Annotated in this window: 17 protein-coding genes; 5 read left to right on the top strand and 12 right to left on the bottom strand. The window is 58.5% G+C overall.

Annotated elements, in window-relative coordinates:
- The first annotated feature begins 72 nt into the window (after window positions 1–72).
- Window positions 73–522: a YhbP family protein gene (locus LU196_RS10180; RefSeq protein ID WP_232759177.1), complete on the top strand. Its 450-nt coding sequence runs from the start codon at window positions 73–75 to the stop codon at window positions 520–522.
- A 23-nt stretch (window positions 523–545) separates the two neighbouring features.
- Here LU196_RS10180 and LU196_RS10185 read toward each other — a convergent pair whose 3' ends face one another.
- From LU196_RS10185 to argF, 7 genes are all read right to left on the bottom strand, one after another.
- Complete coding sequence (locus LU196_RS10185; RefSeq protein ID WP_232759178.1) at window positions 546–1,067, bottom strand: type 1 glutamine amidotransferase domain-containing protein; 522 nt, start codon at window positions 1,065–1,067, stop codon at window positions 546–548.
- A 105-nt stretch (window positions 1,068–1,172) separates the two neighbouring features.
- Window positions 1,173–1,661 (bottom strand): anaerobic ribonucleoside-triphosphate reductase-activating protein, encoded by a 489-nt coding sequence (gene nrdG / locus LU196_RS10190; protein ID WP_232759179.1) that lies wholly within the window; start codon window positions 1,659–1,661, stop codon window positions 1,173–1,175.
- Window positions 1,658–3,793 carry an anaerobic ribonucleoside-triphosphate reductase gene (gene nrdD / locus LU196_RS10195; RefSeq protein WP_232759180.1) on the bottom strand — a complete coding sequence of 712 codons (2,136 nt, stop codon included), beginning with the start codon at window positions 3,791–3,793 and terminating at the stop codon, window positions 1,658–1,660. The genes nrdG and nrdD overlap by 4 nt, the downstream gene beginning before the upstream one ends.
- 196 nt (window positions 3,794–3,989) lie before the next feature.
- Window positions 3,990–4,376 carry a 2-iminobutanoate/2-iminopropanoate deaminase gene (ridA, locus tag LU196_RS10200; RefSeq protein ID WP_232759181.1) on the bottom strand — a complete coding sequence of 129 codons (387 nt, stop codon included), beginning with the start codon at window positions 4,374–4,376 and terminating at the stop codon, window positions 3,990–3,992.
- Between the two features lie 77 nt (window positions 4,377–4,453).
- Entirely contained in the window at window positions 4,454–4,918 is a 465-nt protein-coding gene (gene pyrI, locus LU196_RS10205) for an aspartate carbamoyltransferase regulatory subunit (RefSeq protein WP_232759182.1), read from the bottom strand.
- Window positions 4,919–4,930: 12 nt separating this feature from the next.
- Complete coding sequence (pyrB, locus tag LU196_RS10210) at window positions 4,931–5,866, bottom strand: aspartate carbamoyltransferase (RefSeq protein ID WP_232759183.1); 936 nt, start codon at window positions 5,864–5,866, stop codon at window positions 4,931–4,933.
- Window positions 5,867–6,105: 239 nt separating this feature from the next.
- Entirely contained in the window at window positions 6,106–7,113 is a 1,008-nt protein-coding gene (argF, locus tag LU196_RS10215) for an ornithine carbamoyltransferase (protein ID WP_232759184.1), read from the bottom strand.
- Window positions 7,114–7,275: 162 nt separating this feature from the next.
- Between argF and rraB the strand changes: the two genes are divergently transcribed.
- Entirely contained in the window at window positions 7,276–7,704 is a 429-nt protein-coding gene (gene rraB / locus LU196_RS10220) for a ribonuclease E inhibitor RraB (protein WP_232759185.1), read from the top strand.
- Window positions 7,705–7,762: 58 nt separating this feature from the next.
- Window positions 7,763–8,524, top strand: a complete 762-nt coding sequence (gene miaE / locus LU196_RS10225) for a tRNA isopentenyl-2-thiomethyl-A-37 hydroxylase MiaE (RefSeq protein WP_232759186.1) — start codon at window positions 7,763–7,765, stop codon at window positions 8,522–8,524.
- Between the two features lie 8 nt (window positions 8,525–8,532).
- Here the strand turns inward: miaE and LU196_RS10230 are convergent, their stop codons facing one another.
- From LU196_RS10230 to pepA, 4 genes are all read right to left on the bottom strand, one after another.
- Entirely contained in the window at window positions 8,533–9,036 is a 504-nt protein-coding gene (locus tag LU196_RS10230) for a GNAT family N-acetyltransferase (RefSeq protein ID WP_232759187.1), read from the bottom strand.
- Window positions 9,037–9,101: 65 nt separating this feature from the next.
- Window positions 9,102–11,957 carry a valine--tRNA ligase gene (locus LU196_RS10235; protein ID WP_232759188.1) on the bottom strand — a complete coding sequence of 952 codons (2,856 nt, stop codon included), beginning with the start codon at window positions 11,955–11,957 and terminating at the stop codon, window positions 9,102–9,104.
- A 5-nt stretch (window positions 11,958–11,962) separates the two neighbouring features.
- Window positions 11,963–12,421 (bottom strand): DNA polymerase III subunit chi, encoded by a 459-nt coding sequence (locus LU196_RS10240; protein ID WP_232759189.1) that lies wholly within the window; start codon window positions 12,419–12,421, stop codon window positions 11,963–11,965.
- Window positions 12,422–12,497: 76 nt separating this feature from the next.
- Window positions 12,498–14,009, bottom strand: coding sequence for a leucyl aminopeptidase (gene pepA / locus LU196_RS10245; protein WP_232759190.1), 1,512 nt, complete (start codon window positions 14,007–14,009; stop codon window positions 12,498–12,500).
- Between the two features lie 268 nt (window positions 14,010–14,277).
- Between pepA and lptF the strand changes: the two genes are divergently transcribed.
- Together lptF and lptG are read left to right on the top strand one after the other, a co-directional pair.
- Window positions 14,278–15,378: an LPS export ABC transporter permease LptF gene (gene lptF, locus LU196_RS10250; protein WP_232759191.1), complete on the top strand. Its 1,101-nt coding sequence runs from the start codon at window positions 14,278–14,280 to the stop codon at window positions 15,376–15,378.
- A complete protein-coding gene (gene lptG, locus LU196_RS10255) occupies window positions 15,378–16,454 on the top strand; it encodes an LPS export ABC transporter permease LptG (RefSeq protein ID WP_232759192.1) in 1,077 nt (358 codons plus the stop codon). The genes lptF and lptG overlap by 1 nt, the downstream gene beginning before the upstream one ends.
- Before the next feature lie 56 nt (window positions 16,455–16,510).
- On the opposite strand, the gene LU196_RS10260 is transcribed toward lptG, so the two are convergent.
- Window positions 16,511–17,788, bottom strand: coding sequence for a DUF445 domain-containing protein (locus LU196_RS10260; RefSeq protein WP_232759193.1), 1,278 nt, complete (start codon window positions 17,786–17,788; stop codon window positions 16,511–16,513).
- Between the last annotated feature and the right edge of the window lie 85 nt (window positions 17,789–17,873).

Consider the following 17,873-nt stretch of genomic DNA (forward strand, 5'->3'; position numbering starts at 1 on the left):
TCCCCCATCGTCAAGGCAGGCAGTGTAACGCGCTTGATGCGCTGCCGCGAATACTCTCAGGGAGTTTTACCGGTGTCCGATCGTGACCATTTGATTCGCTACCTCAAAAAGCAACATGTGCTGTCGGTGTGTACCGGCTCGGGCGAGGATCTCTGGTGCGCCAACTGCTATTACGTGTTCAACGAGGCGCGTATGGCTTTTTGGCTGATGACCGAGACCGACACGCGCCACGGCACGTTGATGCTCATGCAAACGCACGTCGCGGGCACCATCAGTGGTCAGCCGAAAAGCATACTGTTGATCAAGGGCGTGCAATACCGTGGCCGCATTCACCGTCTTAGCGAGGCGCGCGCGGCGGAAGCGCTACAGGCCTATCAAAAACGTTTTCCGGTGGCAAAAAAAGTGAGCGCACCGCTGTGGGAAATCGCGTTAGATGAGCTAAAAATGACGGATAACGCGCTGGGTTTCGGCCACAAGATTGTGTGGCGGCGTGAAGAGCAGGAAGAGCTGGGACGCCCCTAAAGGCGTCCGCAGCAGCACCGCACTCAGGCGGCGCTGAGAATGCGCAGCGATTCCCGATTGAACGCGGGCAGATCCTCTGGCGTACGGCTGGTGACCAACTTATCGTCGTCAACCACCACTTCTTTATCGTAGAAATCCGCACCGGCGTTGCGCAGATCGATCGCAATGGCTTTCACGCAGGTCATCTTGCGACCGCGCACGCCGTTGGCGCTGATCAGCAGTTGCGGACCGTGACAGATGGCGAAGATAGGCTTGCCGCTGGCCACGAACTCTTTAGTGAAATTCACAAAGCGATCGTCACCGCGCAGGGCATCAGGTGAATGGCCGCCGGGCAGCAGCAGGGCATCAAATTCTGCTGCGCTGACGTGATCGATATCTTTGTCGATCTTCACTTCCGCCTTGCCCTGTTTCCCCTTGACCGTTTTGCCCGCTTGCATCTCAATGGTGACCACGTCGTGGCCAGCTTTGGCGTAGGCCTCGGCGGGCGAGGTAAACTCTGAGTCCTCAAAATCATCGGTAATCAGTACCGCTATCTTCTTGCTCATGGGGTTCCTCCTTGCTTGGGGTGTCACATCTTTACCCTTTCAAGCCTGGTCGACGTCACGGAGAAAGCAAGCCAGTCGGCGCAAGCGCGACGACTCTCGGAATTTTTACCGCGGCGCTGGCCGGGGTGGCCGTATCCACCACAGGGTTTGATTGCGGCTGCCGCGCCACGGCAGCGTCGAGGTTTTTTCCGCCTCAATAAAACGCCCGTCGATTAACACATCCAGTTCCGCCACCACGGCGCGCTGGGCGGAAGTCAGCGTAGCCATCTCATAGCCGGTCCACAGCCAGATGTCTTTATCCGGGCACGCTTGGCGTACGCGCTTCACCAGCCGACGGATATGCGGCACGTTGTGTGGATGCAGCGGATCGCCGCCGCTCAGCGACAATCCCTGACGCGGAACACGCGTGTCGTTAAGATCGGCCAGCAGCTGCTCCTCCATCGCCAGTGTGAAAGGCACGCCGGAATCCAGCCGCCAGGTGCGCTGGTTATAGCAGCCGCAGCACTGGTGCTCGCAGCCCGCCACAAACAGCGTGCAGCGCGTACCCGGCCCGTTGACCACATCCACGGGATAATAAGCGTGAATGCGCATCATGCCAGCGGTCCGCCGGGCAAATGCTTCACGCGCCGCTGCACTTCTGCTTGCTTTCCGGCGTTGAAGGGACGCGCATCCGGACTGCCAAGATAGCCGCACACGCGGCGCGTCACCGAGACGCGCGCCGGATCGTGGTTGCCACAGTGCGGGCAGGTAAAGCCTTTGCTGGTGCAGCTGAACTCGCCGGTGTAGCCGCAGGCGTAGCACTCATCAATGGGCGTATTGGTGCCGTAATAGGGCACGCGGTCATAGCTGTAATCCCACACGTCTTCCAGTGCCCGCAGGTTGTGCTGCATGTTGGGGTATTCACCGTAGCAGATGAAACCGCCGCGGGTGAGGGGCGGATAGGGCGCTTCGAAATCAATTTTCTCGTAGGGATTGGCTTTTTTCGCCACGTCCAGATGGAAGCTGTTGGTGTAATAACCTTTGTCGGTCACGCCTGGCACTACCCCAAACGCCGCCGCATCAAGGCGACAAAACCGATCGCACAGGTTTTCGCTGGGGGTGCTGTAAAGGCTAAATCCATAGCCGGTTTCCGCTTTCCACGCGTCTACGGCGCGGCGCAGATGTTGCACGATCGCCACGCCTTTCGCCTGTAACCTTGGCGAATCAAACGGGTGAACCTGCTGGGGGCTGAGCGCCATTAACGTTTCATGCAGCCCAATAAAACCGAGCGAAATCGAGGCGCGGCCCAGGCGGAAAATCCTGCCTATTTCCTCGTCCGCATTGAGCCGCACGCCGCAGGCACCCGCTATGTAGAGAATCGGCGCGACGCGGGCGGGCGTCTTTTCCAGCCGCGCAATGCGCGTCATCAGCGCCTGCTTCGCCACCACCAGCCGCGCATCCAGCAGGGACCAGAAGCGCGCCTCATCGCCCCGCGCCTCCAGCGCAATACGCGGCAAGTTGAGGCTGACGACGCCCAGATTGCAGCGCCCGTCGTGCACCGGCTCGCCATTCTCCTCGAAAAGGTCGAGAAAACTGCGGCAGCCCATCGGCGTTTTAAACGAGCCAGTGACAGCCACCACCTGGTCATAGTTGAGAATATCGGGATACATGCGCTGACTGGCGCAGCGCAGGGCCAGTTGTTTAATGTCATAATTCACGTCGCCCGGACGCCGGTTAATGCCCTCGCGAATGGCAAACACCAATTTAGGAAACACGGCGGTTCTGTGGTTTTTTCCCAAGCCCGCCAGGCGGTTACGCAGGATAGACTGCTGGATAAGTCGCGCCGCCCAACTGGTGCCCAAGCCAAACCCAAAGGTCACAAACGGCGTCTGTCCGTTGGCAGTGTGCAGCGTATTGACCTCGTACTCCAGCGACTGAAAAGCGTCGTAGCAGGCTTTTTCGGTGTGGGCCCGCGCCCATGCGTCCGCCGCCGGGATCTGCCAGCGCTGCGCGTCGGCGCGCGCTTTCTCGTAGCTTGCCATCACGTAAGGGGCCAGCACTTCATCAAGGCGATCCAGCGTGGTGCCGCCGTAAATATGGCTGGCAACCTGCGCGATGATTTGCGCCGTGACGGCAGTTGCCGTCGCAATGGATTTCGGGGGTTCAATCTCGGCATTGCCCATCCTGAACCCTTTGCTCAGCATGCCGCGCAGATCGATCAGCATGCAGTTAAACATGGGGAAAAACGGGGCGTAGTCGAGATCGTGATAATGGATCTCACCGCGCTGGTGGGCCTGCATGATGTCGGGCGGCAGCATCTGCTGTGCATAGTGTTTGGCGACAATGCCCGCCAGCAGGTCGCGCTGGGTGGGGATCACTTTACCGTCTTTGTTGGCGTTCTCGTGCATCAACGCCATGTCGGTTTGCTCAACCAGTCCGCGAATGGCCTGGTGCAGTGCGCTCCGCGCTTCGCGGGCGCGATCGCGGTCATGGCGGTATTCAATATAGCGGCGCGCCAGCTGGGGCCAACGGCCTCGCATCAGCACCTCTTCTACCGCGCACTGAATCTCGTGAATATCTACGCTTGCCTGTGCTGCAAACCGCGCACTGACCCGCGCCGCCACCTCGTCACACCAGGGGGCATCCTCTACCTTCGCCGCCCTGGCCGCTGCCGCCACCGCCGCTTTAATGCGCTGCGCATCAAACGCGACGCGGCTGCCATCGCGCTTCGTTACTACCGGTGCCATATCATCCTCATTATCTACATATAGGTGTTGAGTGAATTGTAAGCGCTATATATTGCGTTTTGCTGAGGATTAATCGCGGGTATGTTGATATGCCGCAAGGAAGGCATCGGCAGGTGAAGTGACGAGATAGAGAGGGAGAGGGGGAATCAACGGCGGCGCGCACTGGAACGTTAGCCGCGCCGCCCTCGTCATGGGGTTAACGACGAACGGCAATCGCCTCGATTTCAATTTTCACGTCTTTAGGCAGTCGCGCCACTTCCACGCAGGAGCGTGCGGGGAAGCTGGCCTGATGCTCGGTGAAAAACGCTTCGTAAGTGGCGTTTACGGTGGCGAAATCGTTGAGATCTTTAACGAACACGGTGGTTTTAACGATGTCGCCCACTTTCAAGCCCGCCGCTTCGACGATGGCCTTGACGTTTTCCAGCGACTGGCGCGCCTGCGCGGCCACATCGTCCGCCACGGCGCCCGTTGCTGGATCGACGGGGATCTGGCCGGAGGTAATGATCATGCTGCCCAGATCCACGCCCTGAACGTAAGGGCCAATCGCGGCAGGTGCGTTTGTGGTACTGATTTCGCGAGACATGCTTTCTCCTTAAAAATGCGCGGCAAACGGCGGTTTACCGCAAAATGGTCGCCACATTATAGGGGTGAGGGCGTGTATTACCAGTGACCCAGCACCACGTGGCGCGCAAACGTCTTCTCACAATATTTGCAGGTGAGCTGCACGTCGTCCGCCCGCTGGCGGACGGCAAAGCTGGAAAACACCGGCTCGCTGCGGCTGATGCAGTTGCTGTTAGGGCAGGTCAGAACGCGCTCGATACGTTCGGGCAGCGCGGGGGCGATCTTGGCGACCACGTCATAATTATCAATGCGGTTCACCGTTGCCAGCGGGGCGTAAACGGCCAGCTGATTGATTTGATCGTCGGTGAGAAAGGTATTTTCAATCTTGATCAGATCCTTGCGGCCCATCTCGCCGGAAGGCAGGTTCAGCCCAATCGTGATGCGCTGGTCCGTTTCGGTCAGGCGGAACAGGGACAACAGTTTAAAGCCGACCTGCGCCGGGATATGGTCAATCACGGTGCCGCGCTTAATGGCTTCAACCTGCAGTTTATTGTCATGCGTCATGAGGGGGGCTCCTTACAGTACCAGTTCGCGATTCAGGACCAGCGCCAGCAGCGCCTGGCGCGCATAAATACCGTTGCCCGCCTGCTGGAAGTACCAGGCGTGTGGCGTGCTGTCGACATCGGTAGCGATCTCGTCCACGCGCGGCAGCGGATGCAGCACCTTCATGTTCGCACGCGCCCCGATCAGATCGGCGGCACGTAGAATAAACTGCGCTTTAACGTTGGCATACTCTGAAGGATCGAGGCGCTCTTTCTGCACGCGCGTCATGTACAGGATATCCAACTCCGGCATCACCTCTTCAATGCTGCTATGCCGCGACCAGGCCAACTGGCGCTCGTCGAGCATGTCCGTGATGTAGCTCGGCATGGCCAGCGCGTCCGGAGCGATAAAGTAAAAGCGGTTGCCGCTGAATTTCGCCAGCGCCTGCGTCAGTGAGTGCACGGTGCGGCCATATTTCAAATCGCCCACCATCGCGACGTTGAGGTTGTCGAGGCGCCCCTGCGTTTCATGCAATGTGAAGAGATCCAGCAGCGTCTGCGTAGGATGCTGGTTAGCGCCGTCGCCCGCGTTGAGGATCGGTACGCCGCCGGAAAATTCGGTGGCGAGGCGCGCGGCGCCTTCCTGCGGATGGCGCATCACGATGGCATCGACATAGGTGCCAATCACCGAAACGGTATCCGCCAGCGTCTCGCCTTTTTTGCCCAGCGACGTATTGCCGCCGTCGGCAAATCCCACCACGGATGCGCCCAGGCGGTGCATCGCCGTCTCAAACGACAGGCGCGTGCGGGTGGAGGCTTCGAAGAAGCAGCTGGCAATCACTTTGTGCTTCAACAGCTCGGGCTGCGGCTGGGCTTTTAACTGGGCTGCGGTGTGCAGCACCCGCTCCAGCTCATCGCGGTTGAGATCGTTGATGGAAATAATATGTCGATGATAAAGCGGATTAGCCATAGTTCTCTCCTGGGCGCTGCCGGCTAGCGGACAAAAAAAAGCCCCTGCTTAAGGGGCTTGTTTTGCGATCGGGGATGACGGAAAGAAACGGGCGCGTCGCCTGCGTTCAGGCGAGGGAGAGCGGCAAATTGTGCGCTGCGCTGTAGCATGTTTCCTCCGGCAAATTGTGGCGCATTATACGCACTCAGCGCATTCGGGCAAGGAGAAATCGCGCGCTGCGTAATCGTTTGCGCTGCGTATTACGGCGTGCCCAGCGTGGCGACCATCACCGCTTTGATGGTATGCATGCGGTTTTCCGCCTGATCGAAAACGATGCTGTGCGCCGATTCGAACACCGCGTCGCTCACTTCCATGCCGTCGTGCAGGCCATACTGCTCCGCCATCTGACGGCCTAACACCGTTTCATCGTCATGGAAGGCCGGCAGGCAGTGCAGAAACTTCACCTGCGGATTGCCGGTCAGCGCCAGCATGGCGTGGTTAACTTGATACGGCCGCAGCAGGGCAATGCGCTCTTCCCACACCGCTTTGTCTTCCCCCATGGAGACCCAGACATCGGTGTAGATGAAATCGGCACCCTGCACGCCCTCCGCAATCTCTTCGGTCAGGGTGATTTTGCCGCCGGTTTGCTGCGCGGCGGCGCGGCAGGTTTCGACCAGCTGGGCCTCAGGCCAGCAGCTTTTCGGCGCCACAAGGCGCAAATCCAGTCCGACCTGCGCGGCAGCTTCCAGCATGGTATTACCCATGTTGTTGCGCGCGTCGCCGACGTACACCAGCGTCATCTCATGCAGGGATTTGCCCGGTAAATGCTCCTGCATGGTGAGCAGGTCAGCCAGCAGCTGGGTGGGATGGAACTCGGTGGTTAAGCCGTTCCACACCGGCACGCCGGCATGCTCTGCCAGCGTCTCCACCAGCGCCTGGCCGTAGCCGCGGTACTGAATGCCGTCATACAGACGGCCCAGTACGCGCGCGGTGTCTTTGATTGACTCTTTATGGCCAATCTGGCTGCCACTCGGGCCAAGGTAGGTGACGTTGGCACCCTGATCGTAAGCGGCAACTTCGAAAGAGCATCGGGTGCGAGTCGAGTCTTTTTCGAAGATGAGCGCGATGTTTTTGCCTTTCAGGTGTTGGGTTTCAGTGCCGTTTTTCCTGGCGAGTTTTAATTCACCGGCCAAATGCAATAAATGGGCGATCTCGGCTGGCGTGAAATCCAGCAATCTCAGGAAATGTCTCGAATTAAGCTGACGCATGGCGCGCTCCAGATAAGGTGTTAATTGAATTAAAATTCAATTTAACGGTATGAATATTCATTTTCAACCCTGACGAGAATAAACTTTGTGTTTTGTGTAGTGGCGCGCGGGGCAGTATGGGAAAATACTGGCATTGACAGCCCATTATTTGAGGACCCGACCATGGCATACGAAGCATTGCTGGAAGAGCAGCGCGAAGAAACACGCCTGATCATCGAAGAACTGCTGGAAGACGGCAGCGATCCGGACGCGCTTTACACCATCGAACACCACCTTTCCTGCAACAACTTTGACTCGCTGGAAAAGGTGGCGGTTGAGGCATTCAAGCTGGGTTATGAAGTCAGTGAGCCGGAAGAGCTGGAGCTGGAAGAGGGCGGCACCGTGATGTGCGTCGATATCCTGAGCGAAGGCGCACTCAAGGCCGAGCTGATTGATGCGCAGGTTGAGCAGCTGGTGAATCTGGCCGGTAAATTCAATGTGGATTACGATGGCTGGGGCACCTACTTTGAAGATCCGGACGCGCAAGATGACGATGAAGACGACGACGGCGATATCATCGACGACGAAGACGACACGGGCGTCCGTCACTGAGTTCTGAGGGACGGCGCTCGCCGTCCTGCATTCCCTTTCTCCGCAAGCAAGAACATCCATGAATTACGCTGCATTGTTAGAACCCATCCACCATTTTTTGCACTGCCGCACGCCCCAGGCGTGGATTGAGGAGGCGCGCAAGCCGGAAAACCTCACGCTGCTGCTGACCGACCACCTGGTGTGCGAACTGAAAGCGGCGCAAACGGCCGTGTTGATCATTCGTAAATACGTGGCGGACAAACCCAGCGGCCAGGCAATCTTAACCTGGTTGAAGCCCTACGAAGATTTTATCTACCGCGAGCAGCCGGACAGCGATTTTATCCGTGCCCATAAGCACCTCAGCAAAAGCATTGTCGTGCGCAACGCGCTGCCGTGGGCTGACGATCTGGTGGAGATGATGGTGCTGCTGATCAAAGAGGAGCTGCACCATTTTTATCAGGTGTGGGAAATCATGCAGGCGCGCGGTTTGCCGTACCGTAAGATCACCGCCAGCCGCTACGCCAAAGGGCTGATTCGTGAGATCAGCACCTTTGAGCCGGATGCGCTGGTGGATAAGCTGATTTGCGGCGCTTACATCGAAGCGCGCTCGTGCGAACGCTTTGCCAGCTTGGCACCGTTTCTCGACGAACCGCTGCAGAAGTTTTATCTCTCGCTGTTGCGTTCCGAAGCGCGCCACTATCAGGATTACCTGACGCTGGCGCAGCAGATTTCCGCCAAAGACATTACGCCACGCGTGCAGGCGATCGGGGCGGCTGAAGCGCGGTTAATCAGCGAGCCGGACACGTCGCTGCGTTTTCACAGCGGCGTCCCGGCGGCCTAAACCGGTGCTTACAGCGCTTTTAGCATACGCACTTCACAATCGCCGTGGCCGGTGCAGCCCATCGCATGGTCAATGCGCGTGAACCCCAGCGATTCATAGAGCGTAATGGCGCGGCTCAGGCTGCCGGTGGTTTCCAGATAGCAGCGCGCAAACCCCTGCTGACGCGCGAAGTCCAGCGCGCGCAGGGCTAACTCGCGCGCCAGCCCCATTCCGCGCACCTGCGGCAGAAAATACATTTTTTGCAGTTCACATACGTCCGGCGCGCCGCAGGCAAGGGGCGCGATCCCGCCGCCGCCGACCACCTCACCGCCGTGTTCCACAATCCAGTAAGCGCTGTTCGGCTGGCTATAAAGGGCAAACAGCTGATCGAGCTGGGGATCGGAGACGGTATAGCCTTTATCGGCCGTCAGGCCAAATTCGGCGGACACATCGCGAATGACCTTGGCAATCAGCGGGTTATCGGCAGCCGCAATGGGCCGAAGCTGCAAATCGCGTGGCATGAGGGTACGCATGGTAAATTTCCGGTGTAAAAAAGCCGGGCAGTGCCCGGCTTGGTTAAGCAGGTCGACGTCAGCGCTTACAATGCCGCAATCACGCCCTGCTGTTCAATCAGTTTTGCTTTCGACTGCTCAAGCTCCACCACGCGCTCGCGCTCTTTGGCCACCACCGCTTCCGGTGCGCGTGCCACAAAGCCTTCGTTCGCCAGTTTGACCTGAATTTTCTCGATCTCGATTTCCAGCTTCGCCAGCTCTTTGGCCAGACGCTCCAGCTCGGCGTCTTTGTTGACCAGATCGGCCATCGGGATCAGCAGCTCGGCGCCTTCCACAATCTTGGTGACCGACACTGGACCTTTCTCGCCCGCAGGCAGAATGGTCAGGCTTTCCAGACGCGCGAGGCGCGACAGGAAGTTGCGGTTCTCCTCAACGCGACGCTGTGCGGCCGGCGAGCAGTCACGCAGCAGCACATCCAGCGGCTTCGCCGGCGAGATGTTCATTTCGGCGCGGATGTTACGCACCGCAATGATCGCCTGCTTCATCCACTCGATATCCGCCTGCGCGGCGGCATCTTCTTTCGCGGCGTCAAACTGCGGGAAAGGCTGCAGCATGATGGTGTCGTCGCTGATGTTTTTCAGGACTTTCACGCGCTGCCAGATGGTTTCCGTGATAAACGGAATGATTGGGTGCGCCAGACGCAGCAGCGCTTCCAGCACCGTCACCAGCGTATGGCGCGTGCCGCGCAGCTCCGCTTCACTGCCGCTGTTCATCACCGGCTTGGTCAGCTCCAGATACCAGTCACAGAACTGGTTCCAGGTGAAGTCATACAGAATGTTAGCAGCGATATCAAAGCGATAGCTATCGAGCGCCTCGCGGTAGGCTTTGACCGTGCCGTTGAATTCCGTGAGGATCCAGCGGTCGGCCAGCGACAGCTTCATCTCGCCGCCGTTCTGGCCGCAATCCTGATCTTCGGTGTTCATCAGCACAAAGCGGCTGGCGTTCCACAGCTTGTTACAGAAGTTGCGATAGCCTTCCAGACGCTTCATATCCCAGTTGATATCGCGTCCGGTGGAGGCCAGCGCCGCTAGCGTGAAGCGCAGCGCGTCGGTACCAGAAGGCACGATACCGTCCGGGAATTGCTTCTCGGTGCGCTTGCGGATTTTTTCCGCCAGCTGCGGCTGCATCATGTTACCGGTGCGCTTCTCCAGCAGGTCTTCCAGCGAAATACCGTCGACCATATCCAGCGGATCGATGACGTTACCTTTAGATTTTGACATCTTCTGGCCTTCTTCATCGCGAATCAAACCGGTCATATAAACGGTTTTAAACGGCACCTGCGGCTTGCCGTTTTCATCTTTGATGAAGTGCATGGTCAGCATGATCATGCGCGCAATCCAGAAGAAGATGATGTCGAAGCCACTCACCAGCACGCTGGTCGGGTGGAAGGTGCGCAGCGCCTCGGTGTTCTCAGGCCAGCCCAGCGTGGAGAAGGTCCACAGGCCTGATGAGAACCAGGTATCCAGCACGTCATCGTCCTGGCGCAGTGCGACATCAGCGGCGAGGTTGTTTTCCTGACGCACTTCATCTTCGCTGCGGCCCACGTACACGTTGCCCGCGTCGTCGTACCAGGCCGGAATGCGGTGTCCCCACCACAGCTGGCGTGAAATACACCAGTCTTGAATATCGCGCATCCAGGAGAAGTACATGTTTTCGTACTGCTTAGGCACAAACTGGATATCGCCGTTTTCCACCGCTTCTACCGCCACTTTCGCCAGCGGTGCGGTGCGCACGTACCATTGGTCCGTCAGCATCGGTTCAATGACCACGCCGCCGCGATCGCCGTAAGGCACGGTCAGATCGTGCGGTTTGATCTCCTCCAGCAGTCCGAGCGCGTCCACCGCGGCGACAATGGCTTTACGCGCGGCGAAACGCTCCAGCTTCTGGAACGCGGCCGGGATGTCATCGGCGCAGGCGCTGCTTGCTTCACCGTTGGTGTCGAACACTTCCGCACGCTCGCGGATGTCGCCATCAAAGGTCAGAATGTTGATCATCGGCAGCTTGTGGCGGCGTCCGACTTCATAGTCGTTGAAGTCGTGCGCGGGGGTGATCTTCACGCAGCCAGTGCCTTTTTCCATGTCGGCGTGTTCATCACCCACGATCGGAATGCGGCGGTTCACCAGCGGCAGGATCACGTCTTTGCCGATCAGATCTTTGTAGCGTGGATCGTTCGGGTTCACCGCCACGCCGGTATCGCCCAGCAGGGTTTCCGGACGCGTGGTCGCGACCACCAGATAATCGTGACCTTCTGCGGTCTTCACGCCATCGGCCAGCGGATAGCGGATGTGCCACATCGAGCCTTTGCTCTCGCGGTTTTCAACTTCCAGGTCGGAGATCGCCGTGCGCAGCTTGGGATCCCAGTTCACCAGGCGCTTGCCGCGGTAAATCAGGTTCTCTTTGTAGAGGCGCACGAACACTTCGCGCACCGCATTGGACAGGCCTTCATCCATGGTGAAGCGTTCGCGCTCCCAGTCCACGGAGTTGCCGAGACGGCGCATCTGGCGGGTAATGGTGCCGCCCGATTCCGCCTTCCACTGCCAGATTTTGTCGATAAACGCTTCACGGCCGTAATCCTGGCGCGTTTTGCCTTCTTCTGCGGCGATTTTACGCTCAACGACCATCTGGGTGGCGATGCCCGCGTGGTCGGTACCCGCCTGCCACAGGGTATTTTTCCCCTGCATGCGCTGGTAGCGAATCAGGGTATCCATGATGGTTTGCTGGAAGGCGTGACCCATATGCAAGCTGCCGGTGACGTTCGGCGGCGGGATCATGATGCAAAAGCTTTCCTGGCTGGTATCGCCATTCGGTTTGAAGTAGCCCTGCTGTTCCCAGTGCTCGTAGAGCGGCTGCTCGATATCTTGCGGGTTATATGTCTTTTCCATGTCTGCTATGTCGTTTGCGGCGGCGGAGGCGTCGCCGTATTCAATTGGAAACCAACGCTGCGGTACGCTTTATAGCGGTCGCGCGCCAGTTGTTTCAGGGATTCTTCGTAAGGAACGAAGTCTATCACTTCATGGAAACCAGTAGCAAAATCTGCGAAGTGGGGCAGCAGACTGATCAGCAGATCGCGCGGCGCGCTGCCGCGACGCTGCGGCCAGGCCAGCTCTACCGGGGCGCCGTAGCGCGGACCTTCGCCCGCCAGATTATGCGGCACAAAGGCGTTAGCCGGTCGCTGCCACAGGGCTTCATCAAGGCGGTTGGCCTGCGCTTCATCTTCGCAGGCGATCAAAATGCGTTTGCCTTCACGCCAGCGCGTTTCCGCTAAATCGCACACCAGCGCTTCAATGGCCGTCAGGCCGTCGCTGGCGCTTGCCGATTCCATGACGTAGAACGTGGCATTTTTCATGGCTGAGTGGTTTCCATCAATGACAGTGGGGCGCATTGTGCGCCCCATGAGTACGTGTGTCTATTTTGAACGGCGATTAATCGTCGCCGTTCAGGCCCGCGCGGTTCAACAGGAACTGCGACAGCAGCGGCACCGGACGGCCGGTGGCGCCTTTGGCTTTGCCGGAGCGCCATGCGGTGCCCGCGATGTCCAGGTGCGCCCAGTTATATTTACGCGCGAAGCGTGCCAGGAAGCACGCGGCGGTGATGGCCCCACCGGGACGGCCGCCGATATTCGCCATATCGGCGAAGTTCGACTCCAGCTGCTCCTGATACTCATCGGCCATCGGCAAGCGCCAGGCGCGATCGCCAGACTGCTCAGAGGCGCTGATCAGCTCGTGCGCCAGCGGATTGTGGTTAGAGAGCAAGCCGCTCACGTGATGACCCAGCGCAATCACGCAGGCACCGGTCAGCGTGGCAACGTCAATCACCACTTCCGGCTCGAAGCGTTCAACGTACGTCAGCGCGTCGCACAGCACCAAACGGCCTTCGGCATCGGTGTTAAGCACTTCTACGGTTTGCCCGGACATGGTGGTCAGCACATCGCCGGGACGCATCGCGCGGCCATCCGGCATGTTTTCGCAGCCCACCAGCACGCCGACCACGTTGAGCGGCAGATTCAATTCCGCCACCATGCGCATGACGCCGTACACCGATGCGGCGCCGCACATGTCGTACTTCATCTCATCCATGCTTTCCGCCGGCTTGATGGAGATACCGCCGGAATCGAAGGTCAGGCCTTTGCCGACCAGCACAATCGGGCGCGCTTCCGGATCGCTGCTGCCTTTGTACTCAATCACCGACATCAGCGATTCATTGTGCGAACCCGCGCCTACTGCCAGGTAAGCGTTCATCCCTAACTCTTTCATTTGCTGTTCGCCAATCACGCGCGTGGTGACGCTTTTGCTGTAGGCATCGGCGAGCTGACGCGCCTGCGAGGCGAGGTAAGCGGCATTACAGATATTAGGTGGCATATTGCCGAGATCTTTCGCGGCTTTGACACCGGCGGCCACGGCGAGGCCGTGCTGAATGGCGCGCTCGCCGCTGGTCAGCTCACGGCGCGTCGGCACGTTAAACACCAGCTTGCGCAGCGGACGACGCGGCTCCACTTTATTGCTTTTCAGCTGATCGAAGTTGTAGAGCGCCTCTTTTGAGGTTTCCACCGCCTGGCGCACTTTCCAGTAGGTATTCCGCCCTTTAACGTGCAGTTCGGTCAGGAAGCAGACGGCCTCCATCGAGCCCGTGTCATTGAGGGTATTGATGGTTTTTTGGATCACCTGCTTATACTGGCGCTCATCCAATTCCCGTTCTTTACCGCAGCCAATCAGCAGAATGCGTTCAGAGAGAATATTAGGCACATGGTGCAGCAGCAGGGTCTGGCCCACTTTACCTTCCAGCTCACCGCGGCGCAGCAGGGCGCTGATGTAGCCGTCGCTGATTTTGTCTAACTGCTCAGCAATCGGGGATAAACGGCGCGGCTCAAAAACACCGACAACAATGCACGCGCTGCGCTGTTTTTCCGGGCTACCGCTTTTTACACTGAACTCCATGCACTCTCCTGAATCTTAAAGACAACGGCCTTTGCTGTCGTTAGAATGTAGCGCGTTCGTTACCCATTAATTTGTTGCGGTGGATGACATTTCATCGCCGACAGTCATAATGAGATGGGGGTGGCAATGTGTTGTTTTTCCACCACCCTAACGCGTTCGTCATACAATTTTAGCTACGCTAACGGCCATTGATGAAGAAAAATGGTCGATAAGCGTTGAAACTAGCGATTTTCCTGCAAAAAGACAAGTTATCACAGGCGTACTAAGCGTGATCATCATTAGATATCTGGTTCGGGAAACGCTCAAAAGCCAGCTGGCTATCCTCTTTATCCTGCTACTGATCTTCTTTTGCCAGAAGTTAGTACGGATTTTAGGTGCCGCGGTGGATGGCGAAATCCCAACAAATCTTGTTCTGACCCTGTTAGGACTCGGCGTGCCCGAAATGGCACAACTTATCCTGCCCCTAAGCTTGTTTCTGGCGATTTTGATGACCCTGGGACGGCTGTACACCGAAAGCGAGATTACGGTGATGCACGCCTGTGGGCTGGGCAAAAGCGTGCTGGTGAAAGCCGCGATGATTTTGATGTTGCTGACCTCCGCGGTGGCGGCGGTCAATGTCATCTGGCTTGGCCCGTGGTCATCCCGCTATCAGGATGAAGTCACGCAAAACGCCAAAGCCAACCCCGGCGCCGCTGCGCTGGCGGCCGGCCAGTTCAAGACCTCCAGCGACGGCAACACCGTGCTGTTCGTTGAGAACGTGAAAGGCAACCAGTTCGGCCACGTGTTCCTTGCGCAGCTGCGTCCAAAAGGCAACGCGCGTCCGTCCGTGGTCGTGGCCGACAGCGGTCATATGGAGCAGCGCCAGGACGGTTCGCAGGTGGTCACGCTGGATAAAGGCACCCGCTTTGAAGGCACCGCGCTGCTGCGCGATTTCCGCATCACTGATTTTGTAAATTATCAGGCGATTGTGGGATACAAAGAGGCCACGCTCGATCCCAACGATGCGGATCAGGCGGACATCAGCACCCTTTATCAGAACAAGACGCCGACCTTCCAGGCTGAGTTCCACTGGCGTCTGACGCTGATCTTCTCGGTGCTGATCATGGCGCTGATGGTGGTGCCGCTTAGCGTGGTGAACCCGCGTCAGGGCCGCGTGCTGTCGATGCTGCCGGCGATGCTGCTGTATTTAATCTTTTTCCTGCTGCAAAGCTCGCTGCGCTCCAACGGTGCGAAAGGGCGGCTCGATCCTGCGCTGTGGATGTGGGCGGTGAACGTGGCCTATCTGGGGCTGGCCGTGCTGCTCAACCTGTGGGATACGGTGCCGATGCGGCGCCTACGTGGACGTTTTAGCCGTGGAGGATCGCTGTGATGTTTAAGGTCCTTGACCGCTATATCGGCAAAACCATCTTTAACACCATCATGACCACGCTGTTTATGCTGGTGTCGCTCTCGGGCATCATCAAGTTCGTTGATCAGCTGCGTAAAACCGGGCAGGGCGCGTATACCGCGCTGGATGCGGGCTACTACACCCTGCTGAGCGTGCCGAAAGATATCGAGATCTTCTTCCCGATGGCCGCCCTGTTGGGTGCCCTGCTCGGTCTGGGCACGCTGGCGCAGCGCAGCGAGCTGGTGGTGATGCAGGCGTCGGGCTTTACCCGCATGCAGGTGGCGTTGGCGGTAATGAAAACCGCGATTCCGCTGGTGCTGTTGACCATGGCCGTGGGCGAGTTTGTCGCGCCGCAGGGTGAGCAGATGGCGCGTAACTTCCGTGCGCAGCAGCTGTACGGTGGCTCGCTGATGTCCACCCAAGGCGGCCTGTGGGCGAAAGACGGCAACAACTTTATCTTCATTGAGCGCTTAAAAGGCGATAACGTCATCGATGGCGTCAGCATCTATAAGTTTGACGATGCGCGCCGCCTGGTAAGCGTCCGTTACGCCGCAACGGCCACCTGGAACGCGGAGAAAAAGGCGTGGGCGCTGTCGCAGATCGATGAATCGAACCTGACCGATCCCAAGCAAATCACCGGTTCGCAGAGCCTGAGCGGCGAGTGGAAAACCAACCTCACGCCCGATAAGCTTGGCGTGGTGGCGCTGGATCCCGACGCGCTCTCGATCAGCGGCCTGTATAACTACAGTAAGTACCTCAAGCAGAGCGGGCAGGTCTCCGGCCGCTATCAGCTGAACATGTGGAGCAAAATTTTCCAGCCGGTGTCGGTGGCGGTGATGATGCTGATGGCGCTCTCCTTTATCTTTGGACCGCTGCGCAGCGTGTCGATGGGCGTGCGCGTGGTGACCGGCATCAGCTTTGGCTTCCTGTTCTACGTGCTGGATCAGATCTTCGGTCCGCTGAGTCTTGTCTATGGCATTCCGCCGGTGCTGGGGGCGATTCTGCCCAGCGCCGCGTTCTTTGCCATCAGCCTCTATTTGCTGGTCAAACGCAGCTAGCTGCGCGTCAAACGTAGCAATGGCGAAGGGCGGTCACCATGACCGCCCTTTTTGTTTTAGTGCAGGGTCTCCAGCAGCAGCGGCAGCTGTGAAAGCAGATACAGCACCAGCCCAATCGAACCGCCGACCAGCGTGCCGTTGATGCGAATGAACTGCAGGTCGCGGCCGATATTCAGTTCTATTTGCTGCGACATATCCCGTGCATCCCAGCTTTTGACCGTGTCGCTGATGTGACGCGTGAGAAAGTGGGCAAACTCCGGCGCCACGCTGCGCGCGGCATCTTCAAGGTGCTGATTCATTGAGCTGCGCAGCGCTTCATCCGCCAGCAGCGTTTCGCCGAACCACAGCGCGGCCTGGCGTACCCGCTCCTGCACGCGTGAGTCCTCGCTGGCCAGATCGGTTTTCAGCCAGGTGCGCATGTCATGCCACAGCTCACCGATATAGCGATTCAGCGATGCGTCTTCTTTGATCCAGCTTTTGATGTTTTCCGCCCGCTGCGCCATCTCCGGATCGGTTTTCAGCCGTTCAATCAGGCGCTGTACCGCGCGATTAAACCCCTGACGAAACTCATGGCCTTGATCGCGCGCCACGTCATCCAGCAGCGAGTTAACCGCGTTGGAGACCAGCTCTGCGCTGTGTTCACCCAGCCACTCGGTGGGCAACACTTTGGCCTTGATGGGATGCTCGCGCTTGAGCCAGCGCACAATCTGCATGGCGATGAAATCACGCGTGCTGGGTTTATGCAGCAGGCGCAGCAGCTGCTCCACTGCGGCATCCAACAGCGCCTGATGGCGGTTATCTTTGGTCAGGCTGTCGAGGATCAGCGCGCTGGACTGGGTGAGATCCACCTTGTCGAGCGCGCGGTGCACGGCGCTGCGCAGAAAGCGCTGAATGCGCGCGTCGTCGGTGAGATCGAGAAAGCCGCGCATCACCTGTAAAAGATGACGACCAATGCGGTCGGCGTTGCCCGGCGTATTCAGCCACTGCGCCAGCATCTGCGACGGATCGTGACGGCGAATCAGCGCCAGCAGCGAGTCGGTATCGAGAAATTTCTCCTGCACAAAGCGCCCGAGATTATCCCCGATACGATCTTTATTGCGCGGAATGATCGCCGTATGGCGCGAGATAAACGGCAGCGGCACGCGGCGGAACAGCGCCACCACGGCAAACCAATCGGCGAGCGCACCGACCATGGCCGCTTCGGCAATGGCTTTCACGCCCAGCACCCAGATGTTGGGCGGTAAAAACAGCGTCACAAGAAAGGTGCCGGCAGCGATCAGCAGCAGCGCCAGCGCCAGCCGTTTGGTACGTTTGAGTTGTTGATATTTGTCCATTTACTTATGTTAGCAGAGGAGGCGGATGCCCGGCGACCACCCAGCCGCGTGCGAGGCTCTCTGCCTGCGTGGTGGCCTCGCCAAG

Origin of the sequence: Pantoea sp. Mb-10, assembly GCF_021272205.1 — a bacterium.
Lineage (GTDB): Bacteria > Pseudomonadota > Gammaproteobacteria > Enterobacterales > Enterobacteriaceae > Pantoea.